Below are 22,080 nucleotides of genomic sequence, written 5' to 3' on the forward strand. Positions count from 1 at the left end.
CACGGAGGGAGAGCAGTAAGTTTGTCCGCAATCTCAAGTGCGGTTTAACCGCACTTTGGTTTACCAAGACGAATTAAATATTACGGAATTCACATTCCAACTGATCGTTGTCGGCAAAATACTGATCCATTTCGAATGAGGGTTTGGTTTGTTGGTGTTGGGCGATGATTTTCGCCGGTACGCCGGCGGCGGTGGCGTATTCCGGTACGGCTTGCAGCACTACTGATCCGGCGCCGATTTTGGCGAAGCGTCCGACTTCGATATTGCCGAGAATTTTTGCGCCTGCGCCGATCATCACGCCTTCGCGTACTTTCGGGTGGCGATCACCGCACTCTTTGCCTGTGCCGCCGAGAGTAACGCCTTGTAAAATCGAGACATCATCTTCAATCACCGCGGTTTCGCCGACCACAATGCCCGTGGCATGATCGAGCATAATGCCTTTGCCGATCCGCGCGGCGGGGTGAATATCCACATCAAACGCAACCGAAATCTGGTTTTGCAGATAAATCGCCAGTGCCGTTCTGCCGGCTTGCCACAAATAATGGGTGATACGGTAGCTTTGCAGGGCGTGGTAGCCCTTCAGATATAGCAGTGGCGTGGAGCACATGTTGACCGCCGGATCACGCTCGCGTACCGCCAATAAATCACAGGCGGCGTAGGCGATTAAATCCGGGTGCTGTTGATAAGCTTCTTCGATAATCTCTTTCAGCGCAATCGCCGGCATAATCGGATTGGACAGTTTATTTGCCAGAATATAACTGAGTGCCAAACCGAGATCGTAATGCTTCAAAATGGTGGCATGATAGAAACTTGCCAACATCGGTTCATTTTCCACCAGTTCTTTGGCTTCGCTGCGGATTGACAACCATAAATCGAGCAGTTTTTGCGGAGACATTTCGGTCATAATCATTCTCTTGTATATTCTTCTTTACGCTCACGGCCTAGCAGGGCAAGCGCTGCGTCGCGAGCGTTTTTGCCGCAGAATAGCACTTGATAAATCTGTTCGGTAATCGGCATTTCGATCCCTTGCCGTTGTGCCAGCAGGTGAGTTTCTTTGGTGTTGTAGAAGCCTTCGACCACTTGTCCGATATTATCCAAGGCTTGTTGTGCGCTGAAGCCTTGTCCCAACATTAAGCCGAAACGGCGGTTGCGCGATTGGTTGTCGGTACAGGTCAACACCAAATCGCCCAAGCCGGCCATGCCCATAAAGGTTTCCGGCTGTGCGCCCAAGGATAAGCCCAAACGGGTGATTTCGGCAATGCCACGGGTGATCAGTGCGGTACGCGCATTCGCACCGAAGCCCATGCCATCGGAAATGCCGGCGCCAATCGCAATCACGTTTTTGACGGCGCCGCCCAGTTGTACGCCAATCATGTCATTGTTGATATAGACACGGAAATGTTTGCTGCAATGAATGCGGGTTTGCACTTCACGCGCGAATTGCGCATTGTCTGAAGCCAAAGCGATTGCCGTCGGCAAGCCGTTTGCCAGTTCTTTGGCAAAGGTCGGGCCGGACAACACCGCCAGCGGATAGTGGCTGCCGAGTTGTTCTTTCACCACTGCTTGCAATAAGCGTCCGCTATCCCGCTCCAAGCCTTTGGTTGCCCAAATCAGGCGGCTGTCGTTGCGCAACAGCGGTTTAATTTGGGCGATCACATCGCCGAACACATGGCTCGGCACGACTAATAAGATATCGCGCGAAGCTTGAATGGCAGTGCATAAACTCGGTTCGATAATCAGCGAGTCGGGAAAGGCGATATCCGGTAGAAATTCACGGTTTTGCCGTTCTTCGGCTAATCGTTGCAGATGGTGTTTATCGTGCCCCCACAGGTAAGTCGGGTAGCCGTTACGAGAAAACGCAATCGCCAGCGAAGTGCCGAAAGAACCTGCGCCAAGAACGGTGATCGGAGTGTTGGTTAGTGCGGTGGTCATATTCTTTCCTATGTTGGCTTTTTATAATATGTTGATTTTATGGCTATTGATTATTTAGAAAAAAGGAAAATTTGATGGATCAAGCGTATCGACTTCACTGCGTAAGATCCGTAATAAAATAATTTGTGTTTCTGTGCGATAAAAATACAAATTATAGCGTTGATAAGGAAACATTAATAAATTTGGTTTAATGTCATTTCTGGCTGTTCCGAGCGTCATATTGCAATCACACAGGATATTCAGTGTCTGTATTAATCCGTTTTTAAATTTTTTGTTAGTTTCGGTAGAAAAATAACGTCGCCCGTATTCGGCAATTTCATGAAGATCTTGAATAACCGCATTGGAACGAATAAGTTGGCGTTTATTCATGAAAAATGGCGTCCAAATCCGTTTCCATATTTTCCCATACTTCAAATTCGCTTTCTTCGGCTTGGTCGATCAGCGCACGCAGTTTCACACGTTGCGCTTCAACCGATTGGAGTTGGGCAAGATAGGCTTGTTTTGAAGCATTTTCTGTTAAAACAGATTGATTTGATAAGAGCATAGTTAATCTCCCTGTAATCTACGACGTCTGATAAATATCATACAGACGGCAAATAGACGATGCAATGATTTCAAGTTGCAATAAAACAAAATCGCAGACATTTGCCTGCGATTTTTGCTAAAGTTGAACGAAATCCCGTCTTAGTGGGTGGTTTCGCTTTTTGCTTCGCCGCTGTTTTCAAGTTCGGCTTGTTGTGCTTCCAGTTGTTGCATAAACAGCGCGTCAAAGTTGACCGGCGACAGGTTCAGTGCCGGGAAAGTTCCGCGGTTCACCAAGTTGGAAATCAGCTCGCGTGCATACGGGAACAACATATTCGGGCATTGTGCGGTCAGGCAGTGCGCCAGTTGTACGCCTTCCAAACCTAACACGGTGAACACACCGGCTTGTTTGACTTCACAGATAAACGCCACATCACCGCTGTCTTCCAGGGTGGTTTCTACGGTCAGATTCAAGCAGACTTCGTATAAACCTTCCGCCAATTCAACGGTTTCGGTGTTTAAGTTGAATTGCAGTTGCGGTTTCCACTCTTGTTGGAAAATGGTCGGTAGATTCGGTGCTTCAAACGACACATCTTTTACATAAATACGTTGGATTTGTAAGGTCGGTTGCACCGCTTGTTCTTCGGTGTTTGCCGCTTGTGTATTTTCGTCAGCCATGTTCAGCTCCCTTGCTTTAGTTGGAATCGTTAAAGTGAAATTAGTGTTTAACTAACGGCAGATTTGCCGCACGCCAGCCGCCAATGCCTTCTTTCAGGCTGTAAGCTCGGCTGAAACCGTTTTTGTATAACTGGTTGGCAATCGCTTCGTTGCCCAAACCGCTGGTATCGACCACAATCACCGGCACGTTTTTATGTTTTTCCAAAATGCTTGCGGTGTTGTTTTTGATTTCGGTCGGCAAGGCTTGCACGCTGCCGATAATGTGTCCGCGTTGAAATTCATCGTTGCTGCGCACGTCAACCACAATCCCGTGTTCTTTGTTCAGCAGTTGCGTCAATTGCGCATTGTCGATGACTTTCACGCGCGATGCCGCTGATTTAATAAAGGTGACGATAACACCGATAAAAACGGCAACCCACGCGACAATCATAATGGTGTGATTACCGGCAAATTCGATAGCTCTAGGGATAAAATCTTCCATTTAAAATCTCGATCGGTAAAAAATAGTGTTAAAAAAGAGAGTCAAGTATAACCGCACTTCGGCGCTTAACCAAACAAAACTAAAGTGAGACTGTACAAATATTGTCAGATCGATGGCAAAGTGCGGTCAAAGAATACAAAAAAACCGCACTTTGACCGATCAGATCGGCAAGTGCGGTTAGAAACGTGCTAGGCGGTTAACTTATAGATAGTATTTTTTAACCACTTTTAAGTTATCGTCCAATTGATACACCAACGGCTGACCGGTCGGGATTTCCAAATCCATAATATCCGCGTCGGAAATGCCTTCGATGTGTTTTGCCAAGGCACGCAGCGAGTTACCGTGTGCAGTGACTAACACACGCTGACCGCTTAACAATGCCGGGGCGATTTGATCTTCCCAGAACGGCAGCACACGCTCCAAGGTCACTTTCAGGTTTTCACCGTCCGGCACCACGTCGCTCGGCAGGTGCGCATAACGGCGATCATTATGGGCGGAGTTCGGATCATCTTGTGCCAATAACGGTGGCAAGGTGTCGTAAGAGCGGCGCCAGATATGCACTTGCTCGTCGCCGTATTTTTCAGCGGTGGCTTTTTTGTCCAAGCCTTGCAGTTCACCGTAGTGACGCTCATTCAAACGCCAGTTTTTCACTTGCGGAATCCACAATTGGTTGGATTCTTCCAGCACGATATTACAGGTTTTAATCGCACGGGTTAATACGGAAGTGAAGGCGATATCGAATTCGAAACCGGCTTCTTTCAATTTTTGACCGGCGGTTTTGGCTTCTTCGATACCGCGCTCGGTCAGGTTCACATCGCGCCAACCGGTGAATAAATTTTTGGCATTCCACTCACTGAAACCGTGACGAATAAAGACTAATTCCATAAAAAAGTTCTCCTATGATTTAATTAAAAAGCGTGTGGCATTTATAGCAAATATTTCTATAAGTTGAAATAGTCGCGACGGATCTTTGCCGATATTCTGGCAAGAATTGCTGATCTTTTGCCAAGAAGCGATTAAAATGTGTTAATTTTGTTAGAGGCGTGTAGGTGTTTTGTCGAATGACGAAAAATAAAATCAGATGAAGCCGCTACCGATTCGAATTTGCCAGACTTAACAGGAGTGACCGTCGGTGTCAGTGCAGGGGATTCAAAAACATTTACTGTTTTTTTTATGTGCGATCGGATTTATCGCCGCAGGTATAAGTCCGGACAGTTATGCCAATCAACAAGATTTATCCAAGGTTCAGCAGCAGATTAAGCGGCAGCAGCAACAGCTGTCGCAGCAGCGTCAGGAGCAGAACCGCCTGCAACAAGAGTTGAAAAAGCAGGAAAACAGCATTAACAACGTGTTGGGCGAGTTACGCAAAACCGAGCAGGAATTGGGGCAGTTGCAGCGTAGCATTCGCGAAACCGACAAGCAGATCGCACAGTTGGAAAAGCAGTTAGCGGCGCAAAAGCAGAAACTGGCGCAGCAGTTGGATTCCGCATACCGTGCCGGTCTGAATCCGTCGGTTATCGAGAAAATCCTGTCGGAAAAGGCGCAGGTCAGCGATCGGATGTTGGCGTATTACCAAGAGTTTAACCGCTCTCGCATAGCGTTGATCGATTCGATTAAACAAACCCAAGCGGATTTGGAAGCGCAAAAAACCGATGCACAGCAACAGCAAAAACAGCAACAGGCGATTTTAACTAAGCAGAAACAATCACAGGCTTCGTTACAAAAAACGCAAAACGAACGGAAATCGACCCTGACCAAATTGGATCGTTCGATTAAACAAGGCGAAAACCGCCTGGACGTGTTGAAAGAAAATGAAAACAGCCTGAAACGTTCGATTGCGCAAGCGCAACAACGCGCCAAAAAACGCGAACAGGAAGAACTTGCCGCCTACCAGCGTAAAAAAGCCGAGCAAGCGAAAAAAACCGATAAACCTTATCAACCGACCGAGAACGAAAGAAACCTGACGCGCAAAACCAGCGGTTTAGGCGCAGGCAAAAAACAATATGCTTTGCCGACCGGCGGCAGCATTGCCAACCGTTTCGGCTCGGTGCAAATGGGGGAATTGCGCTGGAAAGGGATCGTCATCAACAGTAGTGCTGGCGCGGCAGTCAAAGCCATCGCCGACGGACGCGTCATTTTAGCCGATTGGCTGCAAGGCTACGGCTTGGTGGTGGTGGTCGATCACGGTGCCGGCGATATGAGTTTGTACGGCTACAACCAACGTTTAAGCGTGCAAAACGGACAATACGTCAAGAACGGTCAGAAAATCGCCGAAGTCGGCAGCAGCGGCGGACAAGGCAAGCCCTCGCTCTATTTCGAAATCCGGCGCAAAGGTAATCCGGTGAATCCGTTGAATTGGGTGAAGTGATGGGGAGATTATCCAAAACCGCACTTTGCTTGTTGTTACTGCTGTCTGCCGACAGCGGCTTGGCGGCGCGTTTGGCGATTGTGATTGATGACATCGGCTATCGTGCCGACGATCAAAAAATTTATAACCTGCCGAAAGAGATTTCGGTGGCGATTATTCCGTCGGCGCCGAATGCCACCGCGCGTGCCGAGCAAGCAAAACGGCAGGGGCGGGATATTTTGATTCACCAGCCGATGCAGCCGAAAGCCAAGATGAAATTGGAAAAAGAGGGCTTGCGCTTGGGCATGTCGCAGGCAGAGGTGACGGAAAAACTGGATTACGCCCGTCAGCGCGTGCCCTATGCAATCGGCTTGAACAACCATATGGGCAGTGCCGCCACTGCCGACCGCACGTTGATGAGCCATTTAATGCAAAATCTGGTTAAGCATAGCCTGTTTTTCCTCGACAGCCGCACGATCGGCAGCAGCGTGGCGAGCAAAGTGGCGCGGGAAAACGGGGTGGTGGCGTTGGATCGGCATATTTTCTTGGACGACAGCGACGAATACGCGGATGTGCAGCGCCAGTTTAATTTATCCGTTCAATATGCACGCAAACACGGCATGGCGATTGTGATCGGACACCCGCGTAAAAATACGATTAACGTGTTGCGGCAAGGCATTGCCAATTTGCCGAGTGATATTCAACTGGTCGGTATGGGCAGTTTGTGGCGCAACGAAAAAGTGATTCCGCCGAAACCGTTTATTCTGCTGTTTAACGATTTGCCGGCTTCGACTTCGGTTGCGCCTTTTGTGAAGTATCCGCTGTTGCGCGGTGTGCCGGAATAAGCGGCACGGGTTTGCGGCTTAAGGGCAAGGATTACTGATTTCTGCATGCACCGCATTGATTTGCGCCAGTGTTTCCTCGCTTAACCGCACGTCCACGCTGGCAATATTTTCCGCCAACTGCTCAAGGGTGGTCGCACCGATAATATTACCGGCGACAAACGGCTGTTGATTGACAAACGCCAGTGAAAGTGCGGTCAGGCTGATGTTGGCTTGCTCGGCAATCGCGGCGTAACGCTCGATCGCTGCAAAGGCTTGCGGTTTTGTGTAACGTTGGAAACGTTCAAACAGGGTTAAACGTCCTTTTTCCGGCCAAGGCGAAGTGCGGTATTTGCCGCTGAGTAAGCCGAATGCCAACGGCGAATACGCCAATAAACCGACCTGCTCGCGCAACGAAATTTCGCTCAAACCCACTTCATAACTGCGATTGAGCAGGTTATACGGATTTTGCACCGATAGCACGCGTGGCAGGCTTAATTCGCGATGTAGGCGCAAACACTCCATCACGCCCCACGGCGTTTCGTTGGATAAGCCGAAATGGCGGATTTTTCCTTGTTGCTGCAAGGTTTGCAGCGCTTCCAGACTCTCTTGCAACGGCGTCACATCCGCTGGTTCATCAAGTGCGGTCAGCCCTAATTGCCCGAAATAGTTCACTTGCCGCTCCGGCCAATGCAGCTGATACAGATCCAAATAATCGGTTTGCAGCCGTTTTAAACTGGCGTCACAGGCGGCAAAAATCTGCTGTTGAGTAAAGCGCGAACCGCCGCGAATATAGTTTTGGTTATCGTTGGCGCGCGACGGACCGGCGATTTTACTGGCGACAATCACCTTATCGCGCTGCTGTTTCGCCAGCCAACTGCCGACATATTGCTCGGTACGCCCATAGGTTTCGCCGCTTGGCGGCACAGGATACATCTCGGCGGTATCAATAAAATTGACTCCGTGTGCCAGCGCGTAATCCAACTGTTGGTGTGCGTCCGCTTCGCTGTTTTGCTCGCCGAAGGTCATCGTGCCCAAACAGATTAAACTGACGTTCAGATCGCTGTTGCCGAGTTGCCGATATTGCATTGCGCTTTTCTCCTATTGGTCCGCTTGGGATTTGGTTTTGACCGCACTTTTCTCTCTTACTGCACTTTCAGTTGCCACGGCACGTTGCGAATCACTTGGTTTACGCCGTTTGCCGATGTTTTTGCTGTCGCGATGGCGCAGTTTGACCTTTTTCTTCTCTTGTTGTTTCTCGGCTTTTTTCTCTTTTAAACGGGCTTTCTGTTTTTTGCTGACGCGCTTTTGATCGCCGTCTTTCGGCGGACTGGTGCGCGGTTCAAGCCCTTCGACAATCCGCGATTTCAGGGCTTCGTCGGTATAACGGCGGATTTTACCCAACAATTTATAATCGTGTCCTTCCACCAAGGAAATCGCATTGCCTTTCTTGCCGGCGCGCGCGGTGCGCCCGATACGGTGCAGATAGGTGTCGGCACTGTACGGCAGATCGTAATTGAAAATATGGCTGATGTCGTCAATGTCAATCCCACGCGAGGCGACATCGGTGGCAACCAGAATATTCACCACGCCGTTTTTCAGTTTATCAATCGCGTTGTTACGCTGGGTTTGCGCCATTTCGCCCTCTAAATAGGTGCTGCGAATGCCGCGTTTACGCAGGTTCTCCGACAGCTCGCGCACCTCTTCGCGTTTGCGTACAAATACGATCCCGCGCTCGACATTTTCATTGTCGATTAAGCGTGCCAACAGCTTGAATTTATGTTCTTTACTGTCGGCATGATAGATCCATTGTTGGATTTTTTTGCGTTCGCGCCGGCTTGGGTCGGCGTCGATTTGCACCGGCTCATTTAAAATCCGCTCGGCAAAATCCGCCAGCAGTTCGCCTTCCAACGTGGCGGAAAACAGCAGGGTTTGTTTGCGCCAGCGGGTTTCGGCGGAAATGGTTTCCGCATCTTGCCCGAAGCCCATTTGCAGCATTCTGTCCGCTTCGTCGAAAATCAGGATTTCCACCGCGCGGCAATCAAAGTTTTCTTCTTTGATGTATTGCAGCAAACGCCCCGGAGTGGCGACCACAATATCTTGATTTTTATTGAAAATCTCACCGTGATTTTGGTAGGCGACACCGCCGGTGATGGTGGCGATACTCAGGTTGGTGTATTTCGCCAGTTCTTTGGCTTGATCCGCCACTTGCATTGCCAATTCACGGGTCGGGGTCAGCACTAACACGCGCGGCGCACCCGGTTTGCGGCGTGGGAAATCCAATAAATGCTGAATTGCCGGCAATAAAAATGCGGCGGTTTTGCCGGTGCCGGTCGGCGCAGAGCCGAGAATATCGCGCGCTTCCAAGGCGTGCGGAATCACCTCCGCCTGAATCAACATCGGACGTTGATAGTTTTTATCGCGCAGGGCTTTCAGCAGTTCGGGCGCTAAGTCAAATTGTTCAAAGTGTTGTGCTGTTGTCATAAATTACCTCAATCTTGGTGTGCACTGATTATAGCCTTCCGGCGCTGATACCGCACTTGTTTTATGTGATTTAGATTTTGATCTTCTTAGGAAGTGCGCAGTCGCAGGGCAGTAAAGCGAAATTACGGCAACAAAAAACCGCCAACGGCAACCCCGCTGGCGGCTTACCAAGCAAAAGTGCGGTCTAGCCCGCAATGCCTTTATGTCTTAACAGCGCGTCCAGTTGCGGTTCGCGGCCGCGGAAGCGTTTGAACAGTTCCATCGGTTCTTCCGAGCCGCCGCGGGTGAGAATGTGATCCAAAAAGGCTTGTCCGGTTTGCGGATTGAAAATGCCTTGTTCTTCAAACAGCGAAAATGCGTCGGCGGAGAGCACCTCTGCCCATAAATAGCTGTAGTAACCGGCGGAGTAGCCGCCGGCGAAGATGTGGCTGAACGAATGCGGGGTGCGCACCCAATCGATCGCTTTGAATAGCGAAACTTGATCTTTCACCGTTTTCAGGGTTTGCAACACTTGCGCTCCGCACTTCGGGTCATATTGATAATGCAGGCGGAAATCGAAAATCCCGAATTCCAACTGGCGCAACACGAACATCGCCGCTTGGTAGTTTTTCGCCGCCAGTAGTTGGGTCAGTTTTTCCGCCGGCAACGGTTCGTTGCTTTGGTAATGACCGGAGATAAAATCCAACGCCTCTTTTTCCCAACACCAGTTTTCCATAAACTGGCTCGGCAATTCGACCGCGTCCCACGGCACGCCGTTAATACCGGATACGCCGCCGACATCAATCAGAGTCAGCATATGGTGGATACCGTGTCCGAACTCGTGGAACAGGGTGGTGACTTCGTCGTGGGTGAATAACGCCGGTTTGTCGCCAATCGGGCGGTTAAAGTTGCACACCAAATACGCCACCGGCTTTTGAATCTCGCCGTTGGCTAGGCGTTTGCGCCCGATACAGTCGTCCATCCATGCGCCGCCGCGTTTGTGCGGACGGGCGTATAAATCCAGATAGAAGCTGCCGCGCAGTTCGTTGCTGCGGTCATACAGCTCGAAAAACCGCACTTCGTCGTGCCAGGTATCAATATCAAACCGCTCTTTTGCGGTGATCCCAAAAATACGGTTTACCACCTCAAACAAGCCGCTTAATACCCGATTTTCAGGGAAATACGGGCGCAGTTCCTCATCGTTGATCGCAAACAGGTGTTGTTTCTGTTTCTCGCTGTAAAAGGCAATATCCCACGGCTCCAGCTCGCTGATCCCAAAGGTTTCGGCAGTGTACGCCGTCAGTTCCGCCAGCTCTTTTTCCCCTTGCGGTTTGGCACGGACCGCCAAATTTTCTAAGAAATCCAATACTTGCTGCGGGCTTTGCGCCATTTTGGTGGCGAGGGAGTAATCGGCGTAAGTGGCGAAACCGAGCAGTTGCGCCAGTTCAAAGCGCAGTTGCATAATCTCTTCGATTAACGGGCTGTTGTCCCACGTGCCGGCGTTCGGGCCTTGATCGGAAGCGCGGGTGTTGAAGGCGCGGTACATCTCTTCGCGCAAAGTGCGGTTTTCGCAATAGGTCATCACCGGCAGATAGCTTGGAAATTCCAAGGTGAAACGGTAACCGTCCAGCTCTTTGCTTTGCGCCGCCGCTTTCGCCGCCTGCAATGCCGATTCCGGCAAGCCTTGCAGCTCACTTTCGTCGCTAATCACTTTGTCCCAGCCCATGGTGGCGTCGAGCACATTGTTGCTGAATTGCGAACTGAGTTCGGACAAGCGCGCCACGATTTCGCCGTAGCGTTGTTGTTTTTCCGGCGGCAAAGCAATGCCCGACAGTTCAAAATCACGCAAGGTGTCGTTAATCGATTTTTGCTGTGACAGCGACAGCTCGGCGAACTCGGCGCTGTTTTTCAGCTGCGAATACGCTGCGAACAGCCCTTGATGTTGCCCGATCCAGGTGCTGTATTCGGATAATAACGGCAGGCAGGCTTGATAGGCTTCGCGCAGTTCGGGGCTGTTTTTCACCGCATTTAAATGGCTGACCGGCGACCAAGCGCGCCCTAAACGGTCGCCGGCTTCGCTTAACGGCTGCACGAAATTGTCCCAGCTAAAGTGCGGTTGTTGCAGCACCTGTTCCACGGTTTGGCGAGCTTCGGCGATCAGTTGTTCAATCGCCGGCACGATGTGTTGCGGTTCAATTTGCGAAAAGTGCGGTAAACCGCATTGATTTAATAATGGATTGTTCATAATTTCTCTTATTTGCGATTGTTTTTAAATAAAGTGCGGTATGTTTTACCTGAATTCAAGCGAAGAATAAAGAAAAAGCACGCAAAGTGCGGTAAACTGTCGCCAATTTTAAAAATAGGAAAGGACTAACTATGCTGAGCTATCGCCACAGCTTTCATGCCGGGAATCACGCCGATGTGCTGAAACACCTGGTGCTGGTGCGGATGATTCGTGCGCTGCAACAAAAAGAGAAAGGCTTTTTTTACCTCGATACCCATGCCGGGGTCGGGCGTTATAATCTGACCGGCTATGAGGCGGAAAAAACGGCGGAATATTTGGACGGCATTGCCCGTTTGTGGCACCGGGACGATCTGCCGCCGGAAGTGGCGGATTATGTGGCGCAAATTAAAAAACTCAATCACGGTGCGCAATTGCGCCATTATGCCGGTTCGCCGCTGATTGTCGCCAATTTATTGCGCCCGCAAGATCGCGCCTTGCTGACCGAGCTGCACCCGGGCGATTTTCCGTTATTGCGCAATAATTTTAAACAATATGAAAATGTTACCACCAAGCGCGACAACGGTTATCAGCAGCTGAAAGCCGCCCTGCCGCCGAAAGAGCGGCGCGGGTTGGTGCTGATCGATCCGCCGTATGAATTGAAAGAGGATTACGAATTGGTGGTGCAGGCGATTGTAGAGGGTTACAAACGCTTTGCCACCGGCACTTATGCGATTTGGTATCCGGTGGTGCTGCGTCAACACGTTAAGCGTATTGTGCGCGGCTTGGAACAGAGCGGCATTCGCAAAATTTTGCAGATCGAACTGGCGGTGCGCCCCGATTCCGATCAGCGCGGAATGACGGCAAGCGGCATGATTGTGATTAATCCGCCGTGGACATTGGAAGCGGAAATGAAAGCGACCTTGCCGTATTTAGCCAACACCCTTGCGCCGGAAACCGGCGCGTGGAAACTGGACTGGATCACGCCGGAATAAGCGGAAAAGAGCAGATTGTTACCGACAATCAAAATAATTAGTTTTATTGAATGGTTTTTCGTGCGCGTATTCGGCAGAATGGGCGCAATTTATTATCAGTTTTTGACAAGGACAAGGATTATGAGCAAACATTACGATTATCTGGCAATCGGCGGCGGCAGCGGCGGTATCGCTTCGATTAACCGTGCGGCGAGCTACGGCAAAAAATGTGCGATTATCGAAGCGAAATATCTCGGCGGCACTTGTGTCAACGTCGGTTGCGTGCCGAAAAAAGTGATGTGGCACGGGGCGCAAATCGCCGAGGCGATTAACCTGTATGCGCCGGACTATGGCTTTGATGTCAAATTGAACGGCTTTGATTTTGCCAAATTGGTTGAAAACCGCCAAGCCTATATCGGACGGATTCATCAGTCCTACGAGCGGGCGCTGGGCAACAACAAGGTCGATGTGATTCAGGGTTTTGCCAAATTCGTCAACAGCAACACGGTGGAAGTCAACGGTGAACGGATCACTGCCGATCATATTTTGATTGCCACCGGTGGTCGCCCGTCTATGCCGAACATCAAAGGGGCGGAATACGGTATCAATTCCGACGGCGTATTTGCGTTAAACCAACTGCCGAAACGCGTGGCAGTGGTCGGTGCAGGTTATATCGCGATCGAACTTGCCGGGGTGCTGCACAGCTTAGGCGTGGAAACCCACCTGTTTGTGCGCCAACACGCACCGTTGCGCAATTTTGATCCGCTGATTGTGGAAACCTTGCTGGAAGTGTTGACCAGCGAAGGCCCAACCCTGCACACCCACGCCATTCCGCAGGAAATCGTGAAAAATGCCGACGGCAGTTTAACCGTGAAACTGGAAGACGGACGTGAGCAAACTGTCGATACCTTGGTTTGGGCTATCGGGCGAGAACCGATGACCGATAACATTAATCTTGCCGCGGCAGGGGTGGAAACCAATGCCAAAGGTTATATTACGGTGGATAAATTCCAAAACACCAATGTCAAAGGCATTTATGCGGTCGGCGACAACACCGGCGCAGTGGAATTAACCCCGGTGGCTGTGGCGGCGGGTCGCCGTTTGTCCGAGCGTTTATTCAACAATAAACCGAACGAACATTTGGATTACAACCTGATCCCGACCGTGGTGTTTAGCCACCCGCCAATCGGCACCATCGGTTTGACCGAACCGCAAGCGATTGCGCAATATGGCGAAGCCAATGTGAAAGTGTATAAATCCTCTTTCACGGCGATGTACACCGCCGTGACCCAACACCGCCAACCGTGCCGTATGAAACTGGTTTGCGTCGGTCCTGACGAAAAAATCGTCGGCTTGCACGGCATCGGCTTCGGCGTGGACGAAATGATTCAAGGCTTTGCCGTCGCCATCAAAATGGGCGCAACCAAAGCCGACTTCGACAACACCGTCGCCATTCACCCGACCGGCTCGGAAGAGTTTGTGACTATGAGGGGTTAATGTCGAAAACCCACCTGCATACGTTCGTACTGTAGAAAAACTGAGAGGCCAGGGCATCGTTCTCTGGCCTTTGTTTATTCACTCATATATCCCCAAAACTTTCACATGTGAAAGTATCAATAACGTTCACTAATCACAGTAAACGCTCAAACTGCCCTGGTACATTACAGGCCTTAGGATCTCGATAGCTATAGCAGATACTGGATGAACCAACAGTTATTACAAAGTTAATCCCGTGGTTTATTTGATCAAATCAGACGATGTACATATAGGTGGCGAAATCATCACTGAACAAGACTCCATAGAGTTTCTGAATGGCCGAAATTTAGGACCATTGCCAACCGCACTTGAATTTATAATAATCCTAAGGCATAACGCGCCAAGCTAAAGGCGATCAGCCACATAATACAGCCGATAGCGAAATCCAACACCCGCCAGGTTTTCGGGCGTTTGAACAGCGGAATCAACAGGCGTGCGCCGTAGCCCAAGCCGAAGAACCATAAGCCGGAGGCAAACACCGCGCCGAGTAGAAATTGCAATTTTTGCTCAAATAACAAAGTGGAGGCGATGCCGCCGATAATCACCACGGTGTCTAAATAGACGTGCGGATTGAGCAGGGTTAAGCCAAGGGTGATCAATACGATTTTGACCGCACTTTGCGGTGGTCGCTCAGTTTTGTCGAGGCTTAAACCGCTGGTGCCTTGATAAGCACTGCGAAACGCGCGCGCACCATAAACCAATAAAAACAGCGCGCCGACCACCGCCAAGGCTAAGGTTGCGCTCGGGTTTTGACCGATTAAGCTGCCAAATCCCAGCACGCCAATACCAATCAAAACAAAATCACACAGAAAACAAGTGAGCGCGACCCAGAAAATATTTTGTTTCAGCAAGCCTTGTTTTAACACGAATGCATTTTGCGCGCCAATCGCGATGATCAGGCTGGCGCTGACAAAAAAGCCTTGTAATAACTGTTCCATATTGCCTTCTTAACCCGCCAAATTGGGGTTAACTGCATTTTCAAACCCCAATTGCCGCCAGGCTTCATACACCGTCACCGCCACCGCATTGGATAAATTCATGCTGCGGCTGTTCGCCACCATCGGCAGGCGGATTTTCTGTTGCTGCGGCAAACTGTCTAAAATCGGACGCGGAATGCCGCGGCTTTCAGGACCAAACATTAAAAAATCGCCGAGCTGATAGCGCACTTGCGCATGATTGGCAAAACCTTTGGTGGTTAGGGCGAATAAGCGGTTAGGCTGCGCTTGCTGCATAAAGGTTTCAAATGACGGGTATTTTTTAATCTCGGCAAATTCGTGGTAATCCAATCCGGAACGGCGCAGTTTTTTGTCGTCCCAGGCAAAACCTAGCGGCTCGATCAGGTGCAAACGAAAACCGCAGTTGGCACATAATCGGATAATATTGCCGCTGTTTTGCGGAATTTCCGGTTCGTATAATACAATGTCTAACATAATCTCAATTAATCAGGTTCAAAAACAGAGGCAAACTATACCACTCTCGCCTATTTAAACAAGTGCTGAAAGTGCGGTTAAAATTGGATAAAATACCCCATTCGAACCCAAAAAGAGAACAACCATGCCTGAATTACCCGAAGTCGAAACCACCCTGCGCGGCATTGCGCCGTTTGTGTTGGGGCAGCCAATCGAGCAAATCCGCGTCCACCGCAGCAAATTGCGTTGGGAAGTCAGCCCGGAACTGAGCGAGTTTTACAACGTGCGCGTCACCGGCTTGCAACGGCGCGCCAAATACCTGATTTTAGAAACCGAACAAGGTTATATCATCGGGCATTTGGGCATGTCCGGTTCGCTGCGGATTGTGGATATGGATGATGAAAGTGCGGTGCGTGATAAACACGATCACCTCGAATTTATCTTCGGCAATGGCAAAATTTTACGCTACAACGATCCGCGCCGCTTTGGCGCATGGCTGTGGACGGAGACGCTGGACGGTTTTCCGCTGTTTGCCAAACTCGGGCCCGAGCCGCTGTCGGAGCAATTTAACGCCGACTATTTCTGGCAAAAAAGCCGTAACAAAAATACGCCGATTAAATCCTTTTTGATGAACAATGCGGTGGTGGTCGGCGTGGGCAATATTTACGCCAATGAAACCCTGTTCCTGTGCGGCATTCACCCGCTCACGCCGCCCAGTCGATTAACCCGTGCGCAATGTGCGCAGTTGGTCGAACAGGTGAAACAGGTATTAAAAGACGCAATCCGTCAAGGCGGCACATCCTTGAAAGATTTTGTCCAACCGGACGGTCGCCCCGGTTATTTTGCGCAACAGCTGTATGTTTACGGCAAAGCCGGCGAACCTTGCCCGACCTGCGGCACCAAAATCGAAAGTGCGGTTATCGGGCAACGGAATAGTTTTTATTGTCCGAGATGTCAGAAGTTATAACGGTAAGGACTGCTCTGTTCCCTTCTCCCTTGATGGGAGAAGGTGTCCGCAGGACGGATGAGGGTGAAAGAAACCGCAATGTAGCCCCCTCATCCTGATTATCGCTTCTGAACGACGCGATAATCTGCCCTTCTCCCACAAGGGGAGAAGGGGGATTATCAACTCATTCCCAACAATCCTTTCATCTGCGCAATCACCGCTTCCGCCTTAATCTGCCGCATTAAATCCTTGCCTTTGGCGCGTGTTGCCCAAGGCAGTTCTGCGGACGGTTTGCCGTATTGCGCTTGGATATTTTGTTCGTACACCGACACCACATTGGCAAGATTGTTATAGGGTGCGGTGCGCAGCGGATTATGAATGGCGTACAGTCCGATCACCGGCGTGCCTTGTGCGGTTGCCATATGTGCCGGGCCGGAATCGGGCGAAATCAGCAAATCCACTTTGCCGATTAATGCCAACAGTTGCAACAACGAGGTTTTGCCGACCACATTGGTCAGGGCGAAACCGCACTTTTGCTCGATTTCAGCCGCCATGGCGATCTCACGTGGCGCAGGCGAACCGGCGAGAATCACGTTAATATTCTGCTCGGCAGCGTAACGTACCAGCGCAACATAGCCTTCGACCGTCCAATCCTTTTCCGCTTTACTGGAACAGGGGCAAATCAGCAGGTTTTTGCGTTGCGGATCAAGCAATTCAGCAGCAAACGTTTGATCCGCCTCGCTCAATGGAATCTCCCAACTAAGCTGCCCCGGCGGCACGCCGATTTCGCGCGCAAAGGCTAAAAATCCGTCCAAAACGTGCGGTTTGCTCGGTTCACTGATTTTGCGGTTAGTGAACAGCCACTGCCCCTCGCGCGCGCGCTGTTTGGCGAAACCGATTTTATAGCGCGCTTTAATCCCGAGTGATAACACCGAGGCACGAAGTGCGGTTTGCATATTCAGCAAAACATCGAAATGCTGCGATTGCAACTGCCGCCAAACCGCCAATACCCCGCGCCAACCGCTTTTTTTATCAAACACCACCGTGTTGATATTCGGCAGCACCGAAACCAGCTGCGCTTCGGTTTTGCCGACAATCCAAGTGATTTCGCTGCTTGGGTAGTACCGCTGAATCTGCTGCACCATCGCAATCGCATTACAGACATCGCCTATCGCCGACAGGCGCAAGATACAGATTTTCTTCGGGGCTGAAGTTTGGCTAAAAAGCGGTTGTGTTTGCATAGGGTTAACTTATTTTTTAATTGGGATTTTCGTTATTCTAAAGTAAAATCGAAAAATGATCATTTCTTACTTGAATGGTGACATCATGCCTTATCTGCAACACGCTAACCACTACTTTTTACTCAATGTCGAAACCGCACTTACGCCGGAACAGTTGTTTGATATTCACTTTTGGCAGCAACAACAGCGGGTGATTGGGCAGGCAAAGGGGCGTGGTATCACTTGGTTTTTGCAGGCGCAAGATTTGGACATCGGTAAAAATTTGGCGTTGCGCCACTATTATCGCGGCGGTTGGTCGGCAAAATTTAACCGTGATCGCTATTTTGACCGTTCGTTAAAAAACAGCCGCAGTTTTAGCGAATTCAAGATGTTGCGCCGTTTGCATAAGGCTGGCTTGCCCGTGCCGCAGCCGATTGCCGCGCGCACCATTAAAAAAACCATCGGTTATCAAGCCGATATTTTAATTGAACGCATTGCCGATTCGCAGGATTTGACGGCGGTGCTGCAACAACAAACCTTGTCGGACAGCCAATGGCAGGAGATCGGCGAACTCATTCGGCAAATGCACGATTTACAAGTGTGCCACCGTGATCTGAATGCGCACAATATTTTGCTACAGCAGCAACACGGGCAACAAAAATTCTGGCTGATTGATTTTGATAAATGCGCTTTTCTCAGTGGCGCGAGTTGGAAACAAAGCAATTTGGAACGGCTACACCGCTCTTTTGCCAAAGAAGTCGGCAGAATGCGGATTCAATTCAGTGAGCAGAATTGGCAACAACTGCTCACCGGTTATAACTTCTAATACTTAGCCGCTAACCTTGAGCGCGCTTTTGTTGCAATGCTTGATAAACCACTTGCGGCACCAGGGCTTGGGTGTCGCCGCCGTGTAAGCTGATTTCGCGGATCATGGTGGAGGAAACATACGACCAGCGATCAGACGGTGGGAAGAACAGGCTTTCCACGCCGTTGGTCAGCAAACGGTTTAAATGCGACAGTTGTAATTCATATTCAAAATCCGCCACCGCACGCACGCCGCGAATAATCGCTTTCACTTGATATTGCTTAATCACATCGGCTAATAAGCCGGAAAAGCCGATCACCTCGACATTGGTTAAATGTTGCGTCGATTGACGCACCAGCTCAATCCGCTGTTCCAACTCAAACAGCGGTTTTTTACTCGGGCTCGCCGCCACCGCCACCAAGATTTTCGGGAACAGTAACGCACTGCGTTCAATAATATCTAAATGCCCGTTGGTAATCGGGTCAAATGTGCCGGGATAAATCACGGTGGTTTGCATTTTCAACGTCCTATTTTTCAAGATAAGGGCGCAATAATAACATTAAGCGATCCAATGCGCCGCGGTTTTTGACTAACACTTGATAGCCGGCTTCGCCATATTGCCGCGCTCGTTGCGGTTCAGCCAGCAAACGCGCAACGCTTTCCGCCAGCAGCCCACTCTGCGCCTCAATTTCGATCACGCCACGCACACGGCGTAATTCGCCGAAGACTTCGGGGAAATTAAAGGTATGCTTGCCGGCGATCACCGGCAGTTTAAACGCCAACGGTTCGAGCGGATTGTGTCCGCCAATCGGCAGCAAACTGCCGCCGACAAAAGCAAGATCGCTGATACCGTACATCAACATCAGCTCGCCCATGCTGTCGATTAACGCCACTTGCGTGTTGTCCATCGGGGCTTGCCGTGCGGAACGGCGCACCGCACTTAGCCCGGATTTTTCAATCAGTTCGTACACCGCTTGAAAACGTTCCGGATGGCGCGGCACCAGCAGCAACAATAAATCGGGGTAGCGTTGCAATAAAGTGCGGTGCGCTTCCAACACAATTTCATCTTCGCCCTGATGGGTGCTGGCGGCAATCCAAACCGGACGTTTGTGCGGCAACCATGTTTGGCGCAATTGCGCAATTTGTTGCTGCAATACCGCACTTAGGCTTAAATCATATTTTAAATTGCCCATCACCGTCAGATGTGATTGGTCGTAATCCAAACTTAAATAACGGCTGGCACTAATGCTGTCTTGTGCCGCAATATGCGTAATTTCAGACAACATCGGGCGCAAAATCGTTTTCACTTTGCCATAGCGGCGCGCCGAACGGGCGGACAGGCGCGCATTGGCAACGATAAACGGAATATTGCGCCGGGCTGATTGATGGATAAAATTCGCCCATAATTCGGTTTCCATCACTAAACAGAGTTTTGGCTGCACAAAATCGAAAAAGCGTTTCATGGCTGTCGGCGTGTCGTAAGGTAAATAAATATGCGTGACTTTATCGCCAAATGTCGATTTCACTCGTTCAGAACCGGTCGGCGTGACAGTGGTTAAAGTAATTGCCAAGTGCGGATAATCGTTTAACAACGCATTCACCAACGGACGCGCCGCCATCACTTCACCAACCGAAGCGGCATGAATTAACACCCCATTCGGCTGCGGCTTACGGTACTTCGCCGAATAAAAAGCATAACGCTCATTCAACCGCTGCCGATACGCAGGAGCTTTACGGCTGCGGTAAAGAGTAAACAGCAAGACGAAGGGCTGAAGCAAATAGAGCAACAGACTGTAAACATAACGTATCATAGCGTATTTTCCGATAATAAAGTTAGCTGGGATTATACCCTATTCCCAACTTCTGTTAATATAGCGCAAACTATCTGAGATAAAGGATTTTCCATGTCAAAACACACTCTTGCCGTTGCGTTGATTGTCAAAAATGAAGAAAAACACCTTGCCGCCTGTTTGGATACCGTGAAAGGCTGGGTTGATGAAATCGTGATTTTAGACTCGGGCAGTCAGGATCAAACTGAAAATATTGCCCGCCGTTATACTAATAAATTCTATCAGAACCTTGATTGGCAAGGCTTCGGCAAACAACGCCAACTGGCGCAGCAATATGTTACGAGCGATTATGTGTTATGGTTAGACGCCGACGAACGTATCACCCCTGAATTGCAGCAGGCGATTCAACAGGCGGTGAACGCAGATAAACCGAATGTCTTATATCAAATCGGGCGTTGCAGCGAAGTTTTCGGGCGTGAAATCCGCCATTCGGGCTGGTATCCGGATTGGGTTTTGCGCTTATACCGCACTTCGGCAACACAATATAACGATTCGTTAGTTCATGAAAAAGTGATCGAACCGGCTGGTTTTACGATTGAGCAATTATCGGGGGATTTGCGCCATTATACCTATGAAAACTTACATCATTATCTAACCAAATCCGCATTTTATGCACAGGCTTGGGCAGAACAACGACAGCAAGCGGGAAAACGTGCCAGTTTATCGCAAGGCATTACTCACGCCATCACCTGTTTTATCAAAATGTATCTACTCAAACGCGGATTTTTGGACGGGAAACAGGGATTTTTATTAGCGATGCTATCGGCACATTCGACTTTTGTCAAATATGCCGATTTATGGGTTCGCAACCAGACTAAAACAAAAAATTAGTCCTATTGCCAATGTTTTTGTACAAATGGAATGATCTCAGCAACTACATCTAAAGGACGAATAGATTGCATTTCATTGGCTTCAATCTGTCCGCTCGTCGGCATGAATGCCAAATGGCGCTCGGATTGATTAATCGGTTGCCAACGTAATGCTTTCGCCGAACGCTTGCTCGGAAAAAAGCCGACGGTCAAACCGTTCAAGGCAGCAGTTAAATGCAATGGTCCCGTTGAACCGGCAATAAACAGATCGGCACAAGCCAAAGAGCGGGCAAAATCCACCAAACCATCATTTTTGGCATAAATTTTCACCTGCTCCGGGCTAAGTTGCGCCAATTCTGCCAGTTGCTCTGCTTTTTCTTTCTCTCCCGGACCCGCAGTTAAAATAATCTGACAAGGTAGTTTTTTAACGAGTTCCCGAATAATCTCGGCATATTGCGATAGATTTAAATTATTAGCCGAACCACCCGTACCGGCGTGTACAAAAATCCATTTTTTATCTGGCACTAAACCCAGTAAATCGACTAATTTTTGCTTTTGTTGCACCAATTCCTGCACGGAAAATGTCAGATAAGGCGCTTGCGGCTCAAGTGCGGTGATATGTTGATCCTGCAAGAACGCGCGAATAAGATCCAAATTATATTGATATTCCGGCTTTAATGATTGTGAGCGGCGTTGCTTAATACGTTTATTATATAAAAATTGAATAATTTTGGTTGCCGGTGCTAAACGATAGGGAATTTTTGCTTTCCATGCCAATAACGCATTATAACGATCCGAAAACAGATTAATCACCGCATCAAATCGCTGTGCACGCACCGCTTGCAGGGTTCGATTTTGCGCCGTTTTCTCACCATTTTTCCCTGCGTCAATAATCACCTCATCAATATAAGGACAAAGTCGCGCTAAATCCGCAGTATAAGTTGGCACAAGTGCGGTAATTTGGCTATTCGGCATAGATTTTTTTAACATGGCGAAACTCGGCCACGCCAACATAAAATCACCTAATTTATCATTTCTGACTACTAAAATTTTTTTCATCATCACG

At 49.5% G+C, this 22,080-nt stretch carries 23 protein-coding genes; 7 read left to right on the forward strand and 16 right to left on the reverse strand.

Features of this window, described 5'->3' with window-relative positions; genetic code table 11:
• Positions 1-73: 73 nt before the first annotated feature.
• From cysE to ACWA50_RS01810, 7 genes are all read right to left on the reverse strand, one after another.
• Entirely contained in the window at positions 74-895 is an 822-nt protein-coding gene (gene cysE / locus ACWA50_RS01780; protein ID WP_431054269.1) for a serine O-acetyltransferase, read from the reverse strand.
• A gap of 11 nt (positions 896-906) precedes the next feature.
• Entirely contained in the window at positions 907-1,932 is a 1,026-nt protein-coding gene (gpsA, locus tag ACWA50_RS01785) for an NAD(P)H-dependent glycerol-3-phosphate dehydrogenase (RefSeq protein WP_431053626.1), read from the reverse strand.
• Between the two features lie 54 nt (positions 1,933-1,986).
• On the reverse strand, positions 1,987-2,301 hold the full coding sequence (locus tag ACWA50_RS01790) for a type II toxin-antitoxin system RelE/ParE family toxin (protein WP_431053627.1): 315 nt from the start codon (positions 2,299-2,301) through the stop codon (positions 1,987-1,989).
• On the reverse strand, positions 2,294-2,476 hold the full coding sequence (locus ACWA50_RS01795; protein ID WP_431053628.1) for a hypothetical protein: 183 nt from the start codon (positions 2,474-2,476) through the stop codon (positions 2,294-2,296). The genes ACWA50_RS01790 and ACWA50_RS01795 overlap by 8 nt, the downstream gene beginning before the upstream one ends.
• A gap of 140 nt (positions 2,477-2,616) precedes the next feature.
• Positions 2,617-3,132: a protein-export chaperone SecB gene (secB, locus tag ACWA50_RS01800; RefSeq protein ID WP_431053629.1), complete on the reverse strand. Its 516-nt coding sequence runs from the start codon at positions 3,130-3,132 to the stop codon at positions 2,617-2,619.
• 40 nt (positions 3,133-3,172) lie between these two features.
• A complete protein-coding gene (locus ACWA50_RS01805; RefSeq protein WP_431053630.1) occupies positions 3,173-3,613 on the reverse strand; it encodes a rhodanese-like domain-containing protein in 441 nt (146 codons plus the stop codon).
• Between the two features lie 201 nt (positions 3,614-3,814).
• Positions 3,815-4,498 (reverse strand): 2,3-diphosphoglycerate-dependent phosphoglycerate mutase, encoded by a 684-nt coding sequence (locus ACWA50_RS01810; protein ID WP_431053631.1) that lies wholly within the window; start codon positions 4,496-4,498, stop codon positions 3,815-3,817.
• A 247-nt stretch (positions 4,499-4,745) separates the two neighbouring features.
• Between ACWA50_RS01810 and envC the strand changes: the two genes are divergently transcribed.
• Together envC and ACWA50_RS01820 are read left to right on the forward strand one after the other, a co-directional pair.
• Positions 4,746-5,981 (forward strand): murein hydrolase activator EnvC, encoded by a 1,236-nt coding sequence (gene envC, locus ACWA50_RS01815; RefSeq protein ID WP_431053632.1) that lies wholly within the window; start codon positions 4,746-4,748, stop codon positions 5,979-5,981.
• Positions 5,981-6,805 (forward strand): divergent polysaccharide deacetylase family protein, encoded by an 825-nt coding sequence (locus ACWA50_RS01820; RefSeq protein WP_431053633.1) that lies wholly within the window; start codon positions 5,981-5,983, stop codon positions 6,803-6,805. The genes envC and ACWA50_RS01820 overlap by 1 nt, the downstream gene beginning before the upstream one ends.
• An 18-nt stretch (positions 6,806-6,823) precedes the next feature.
• Here the strand turns inward: ACWA50_RS01820 and ACWA50_RS01825 are convergent, their stop codons facing one another.
• From ACWA50_RS01825 to prlC, 3 genes are all read right to left on the reverse strand, one after another.
• A complete protein-coding gene (locus ACWA50_RS01825) occupies positions 6,824-7,870 on the reverse strand; it encodes an NADP(H)-dependent aldo-keto reductase (protein ID WP_431053634.1) in 1,047 nt (348 codons plus the stop codon).
• 12 nt (positions 7,871-7,882) lie between these two features.
• Positions 7,883-9,265, reverse strand: a complete 1,383-nt coding sequence (gene srmB, locus ACWA50_RS01830; protein WP_431053635.1) for an ATP-dependent RNA helicase SrmB — start codon at positions 9,263-9,265, stop codon at positions 7,883-7,885.
• Between the two features lie 184 nt (positions 9,266-9,449).
• A complete protein-coding gene (gene prlC, locus ACWA50_RS01835; RefSeq protein ID WP_431053636.1) occupies positions 9,450-11,489 on the reverse strand; it encodes an oligopeptidase A in 2,040 nt (679 codons plus the stop codon).
• A gap of 131 nt (positions 11,490-11,620) precedes the next feature.
• Between prlC and ACWA50_RS01840 the strand changes: the two genes are divergently transcribed.
• Both ACWA50_RS01840 and gorA read left to right on the forward strand, forming a co-directional pair.
• Positions 11,621-12,460 carry a 23S rRNA (adenine(2030)-N(6))-methyltransferase RlmJ gene (locus tag ACWA50_RS01840; RefSeq protein WP_431053637.1) on the forward strand — a complete coding sequence of 280 codons (840 nt, stop codon included), beginning with the start codon at positions 11,621-11,623 and terminating at the stop codon, positions 12,458-12,460.
• A gap of 120 nt (positions 12,461-12,580) precedes the next feature.
• Complete coding sequence (gorA, locus tag ACWA50_RS01845; RefSeq protein ID WP_431053638.1) at positions 12,581-13,936, forward strand: glutathione-disulfide reductase; 1,356 nt, start codon at positions 12,581-12,583, stop codon at positions 13,934-13,936.
• 353 nt (positions 13,937-14,289) lie between these two features.
• Here the strand turns inward: gorA and ACWA50_RS01850 are convergent, their stop codons facing one another.
• A complete protein-coding gene (locus ACWA50_RS01850; protein ID WP_431053639.1) occupies positions 14,290-14,913 on the reverse strand; it encodes a LysE/ArgO family amino acid transporter in 624 nt (207 codons plus the stop codon).
• Between the two features lie 9 nt (positions 14,914-14,922).
• Positions 14,923-15,405, reverse strand: coding sequence for a tRNA (uridine(34)/cytosine(34)/5-carboxymethylaminomethyluridine(34)-2'-O)-methyltransferase TrmL (gene trmL, locus ACWA50_RS01855; protein ID WP_431053640.1), 483 nt, complete (start codon positions 15,403-15,405; stop codon positions 14,923-14,925).
• Positions 15,406-15,529: 124 nt separating this feature from the next.
• Here trmL and mutM point away from each other — a divergent pair, with 124 nt between their 5' ends.
• On the forward strand, positions 15,530-16,351 hold the full coding sequence (gene mutM, locus ACWA50_RS01860; RefSeq protein WP_431053641.1) for a bifunctional DNA-formamidopyrimidine glycosylase/DNA-(apurinic or apyrimidinic site) lyase: 822 nt from the start codon (positions 15,530-15,532) through the stop codon (positions 16,349-16,351).
• 158 nt (positions 16,352-16,509) lie between these two features.
• Here mutM and ACWA50_RS01865 read toward each other — a convergent pair whose 3' ends face one another.
• The gene (locus tag ACWA50_RS01865) at positions 16,510-17,571 is read right to left on the reverse strand and encodes a glycosyltransferase family 9 protein (protein ID WP_431053642.1); all 1,062 of its coding nucleotides are present in this window, start codon (positions 17,569-17,571) and stop codon (positions 16,510-16,512) included.
• 85 nt (positions 17,572-17,656) lie between these two features.
• Here ACWA50_RS01865 and ACWA50_RS01870 point away from each other — a divergent pair, with 85 nt between their 5' ends.
• The gene (locus ACWA50_RS01870) at positions 17,657-18,376 is read left to right on the forward strand and encodes a 3-deoxy-D-manno-octulosonic acid kinase (RefSeq protein WP_431054270.1); all 720 of its coding nucleotides are present in this window, start codon (positions 17,657-17,659) and stop codon (positions 18,374-18,376) included.
• A 10-nt stretch (positions 18,377-18,386) separates the two neighbouring features.
• Here the strand turns inward: ACWA50_RS01870 and coaD are convergent, their stop codons facing one another.
• Both coaD and waaA read right to left on the reverse strand, forming a co-directional pair.
• Positions 18,387-18,872, reverse strand: a complete 486-nt coding sequence (gene coaD, locus ACWA50_RS01875; RefSeq protein ID WP_431053643.1) for a pantetheine-phosphate adenylyltransferase — start codon at positions 18,870-18,872, stop codon at positions 18,387-18,389.
• A gap of 10 nt (positions 18,873-18,882) precedes the next feature.
• Entirely contained in the window at positions 18,883-20,166 is a 1,284-nt protein-coding gene (gene waaA / locus ACWA50_RS01880) for a lipid IV(A) 3-deoxy-D-manno-octulosonic acid transferase (protein ID WP_431053644.1), read from the reverse strand.
• A 93-nt stretch (positions 20,167-20,259) separates the two neighbouring features.
• Here waaA and ACWA50_RS01885 point away from each other — a divergent pair, with 93 nt between their 5' ends.
• Positions 20,260-21,036, forward strand: a complete 777-nt coding sequence (locus ACWA50_RS01885; protein ID WP_431053645.1) for a glycosyltransferase family 2 protein — start codon at positions 20,260-20,262, stop codon at positions 21,034-21,036.
• Between the two features lie 2 nt (positions 21,037-21,038).
• Here ACWA50_RS01885 and ACWA50_RS01890 read toward each other — a convergent pair whose 3' ends face one another.
• The gene (locus ACWA50_RS01890; protein WP_431054271.1) at positions 21,039-22,073 is read right to left on the reverse strand and encodes a glycosyltransferase family 9 protein; all 1,035 of its coding nucleotides are present in this window, start codon (positions 22,071-22,073) and stop codon (positions 21,039-21,041) included.
• Positions 22,074-22,080: the final 7 nt, after the last annotated feature.

The organism is Testudinibacter sp. P17/SS/0325 (assembly GCF_053570765.1).

Bases quoted from the DNA above. Each gene is read 5' to 3' on its own strand.
- cysE (WP_431054269.1), bottom strand. From the start codon at position 895: ATGTCTCCGCAAAAACTGCTCGATTTATGGTTGTCAATCCGCAGCGAA.
- gpsA (WP_431053626.1), bottom strand. From the start codon at position 1,932: ATGACCACCGCACTAACCAACACTCCGATCACCGTTCTTGGCGCAGGT.
- ACWA50_RS01790 (WP_431053627.1), bottom strand. From the start codon at position 2,301: ATGAATAAACGCCAACTTATTCGTTCCAATGCGGTTATTCAAGATCTT.
- ACWA50_RS01795 (WP_431053628.1), bottom strand. From the start codon at position 2,476: ATGCTCTTATCAAATCAATCTGTTTTAACAGAAAATGCTTCAAAACAA.
- secB (WP_431053629.1), bottom strand. From the start codon at position 3,132: ATGGCTGACGAAAATACACAAGCGGCAAACACCGAAGAACAAGCGGTG.
- ACWA50_RS01805 (WP_431053630.1), bottom strand. From the start codon at position 3,613: ATGGAAGATTTTATCCCTAGAGCTATCGAATTTGCCGGTAATCACACC.
- ACWA50_RS01810 (WP_431053631.1), bottom strand. From the start codon at position 4,498: ATGGAATTAGTCTTTATTCGTCACGGTTTCAGTGAGTGGAATGCCAAA.
- ACWA50_RS01820 (WP_431053633.1), top strand. From the start codon at position 5,981: ATGGGGAGATTATCCAAAACCGCACTTTGCTTGTTGTTACTGCTGTCT.
- ACWA50_RS01825 (WP_431053634.1), bottom strand. From the start codon at position 7,870: ATGCAATATCGGCAACTCGGCAACAGCGATCTGAACGTCAGTTTAATC.
- srmB (WP_431053635.1), bottom strand. From the start codon at position 9,265: ATGACAACAGCACAACACTTTGAACAATTTGACTTAGCGCCCGAACTG.
- prlC (WP_431053636.1), bottom strand. From the start codon at position 11,489: ATGAACAATCCATTATTAAATCAATGCGGTTTACCGCACTTTTCGCAA.
- ACWA50_RS01840 (WP_431053637.1), top strand. From the start codon at position 11,621: ATGCTGAGCTATCGCCACAGCTTTCATGCCGGGAATCACGCCGATGTG.
- gorA (WP_431053638.1), top strand. From the start codon at position 12,581: ATGAGCAAACATTACGATTATCTGGCAATCGGCGGCGGCAGCGGCGGT.
- ACWA50_RS01850 (WP_431053639.1), bottom strand. From the start codon at position 14,913: ATGGAACAGTTATTACAAGGCTTTTTTGTCAGCGCCAGCCTGATCATC.
- trmL (WP_431053640.1), bottom strand. From the start codon at position 15,405: ATGTTAGACATTGTATTATACGAACCGGAAATTCCGCAAAACAGCGGC.
- mutM (WP_431053641.1), top strand. From the start codon at position 15,530: ATGCCTGAATTACCCGAAGTCGAAACCACCCTGCGCGGCATTGCGCCG.
- ACWA50_RS01865 (WP_431053642.1), bottom strand. From the start codon at position 17,571: ATGCAAACACAACCGCTTTTTAGCCAAACTTCAGCCCCGAAGAAAATC.
- ACWA50_RS01870 (WP_431054270.1), top strand. From the start codon at position 17,657: ATGCCTTATCTGCAACACGCTAACCACTACTTTTTACTCAATGTCGAA.
- coaD (WP_431053643.1), bottom strand. From the start codon at position 18,872: ATGCAAACCACCGTGATTTATCCCGGCACATTTGACCCGATTACCAAC.
- waaA (WP_431053644.1), bottom strand. From the start codon at position 20,166: ATGATACGTTATGTTTACAGTCTGTTGCTCTATTTGCTTCAGCCCTTC.
- ACWA50_RS01885 (WP_431053645.1), top strand. From the start codon at position 20,260: ATGTCAAAACACACTCTTGCCGTTGCGTTGATTGTCAAAAATGAAGAA.
- ACWA50_RS01890 (WP_431054271.1), bottom strand. From the start codon at position 22,073: ATGAAAAAAATTTTAGTAGTCAGAAATGATAAATTAGGTGATTTTATG.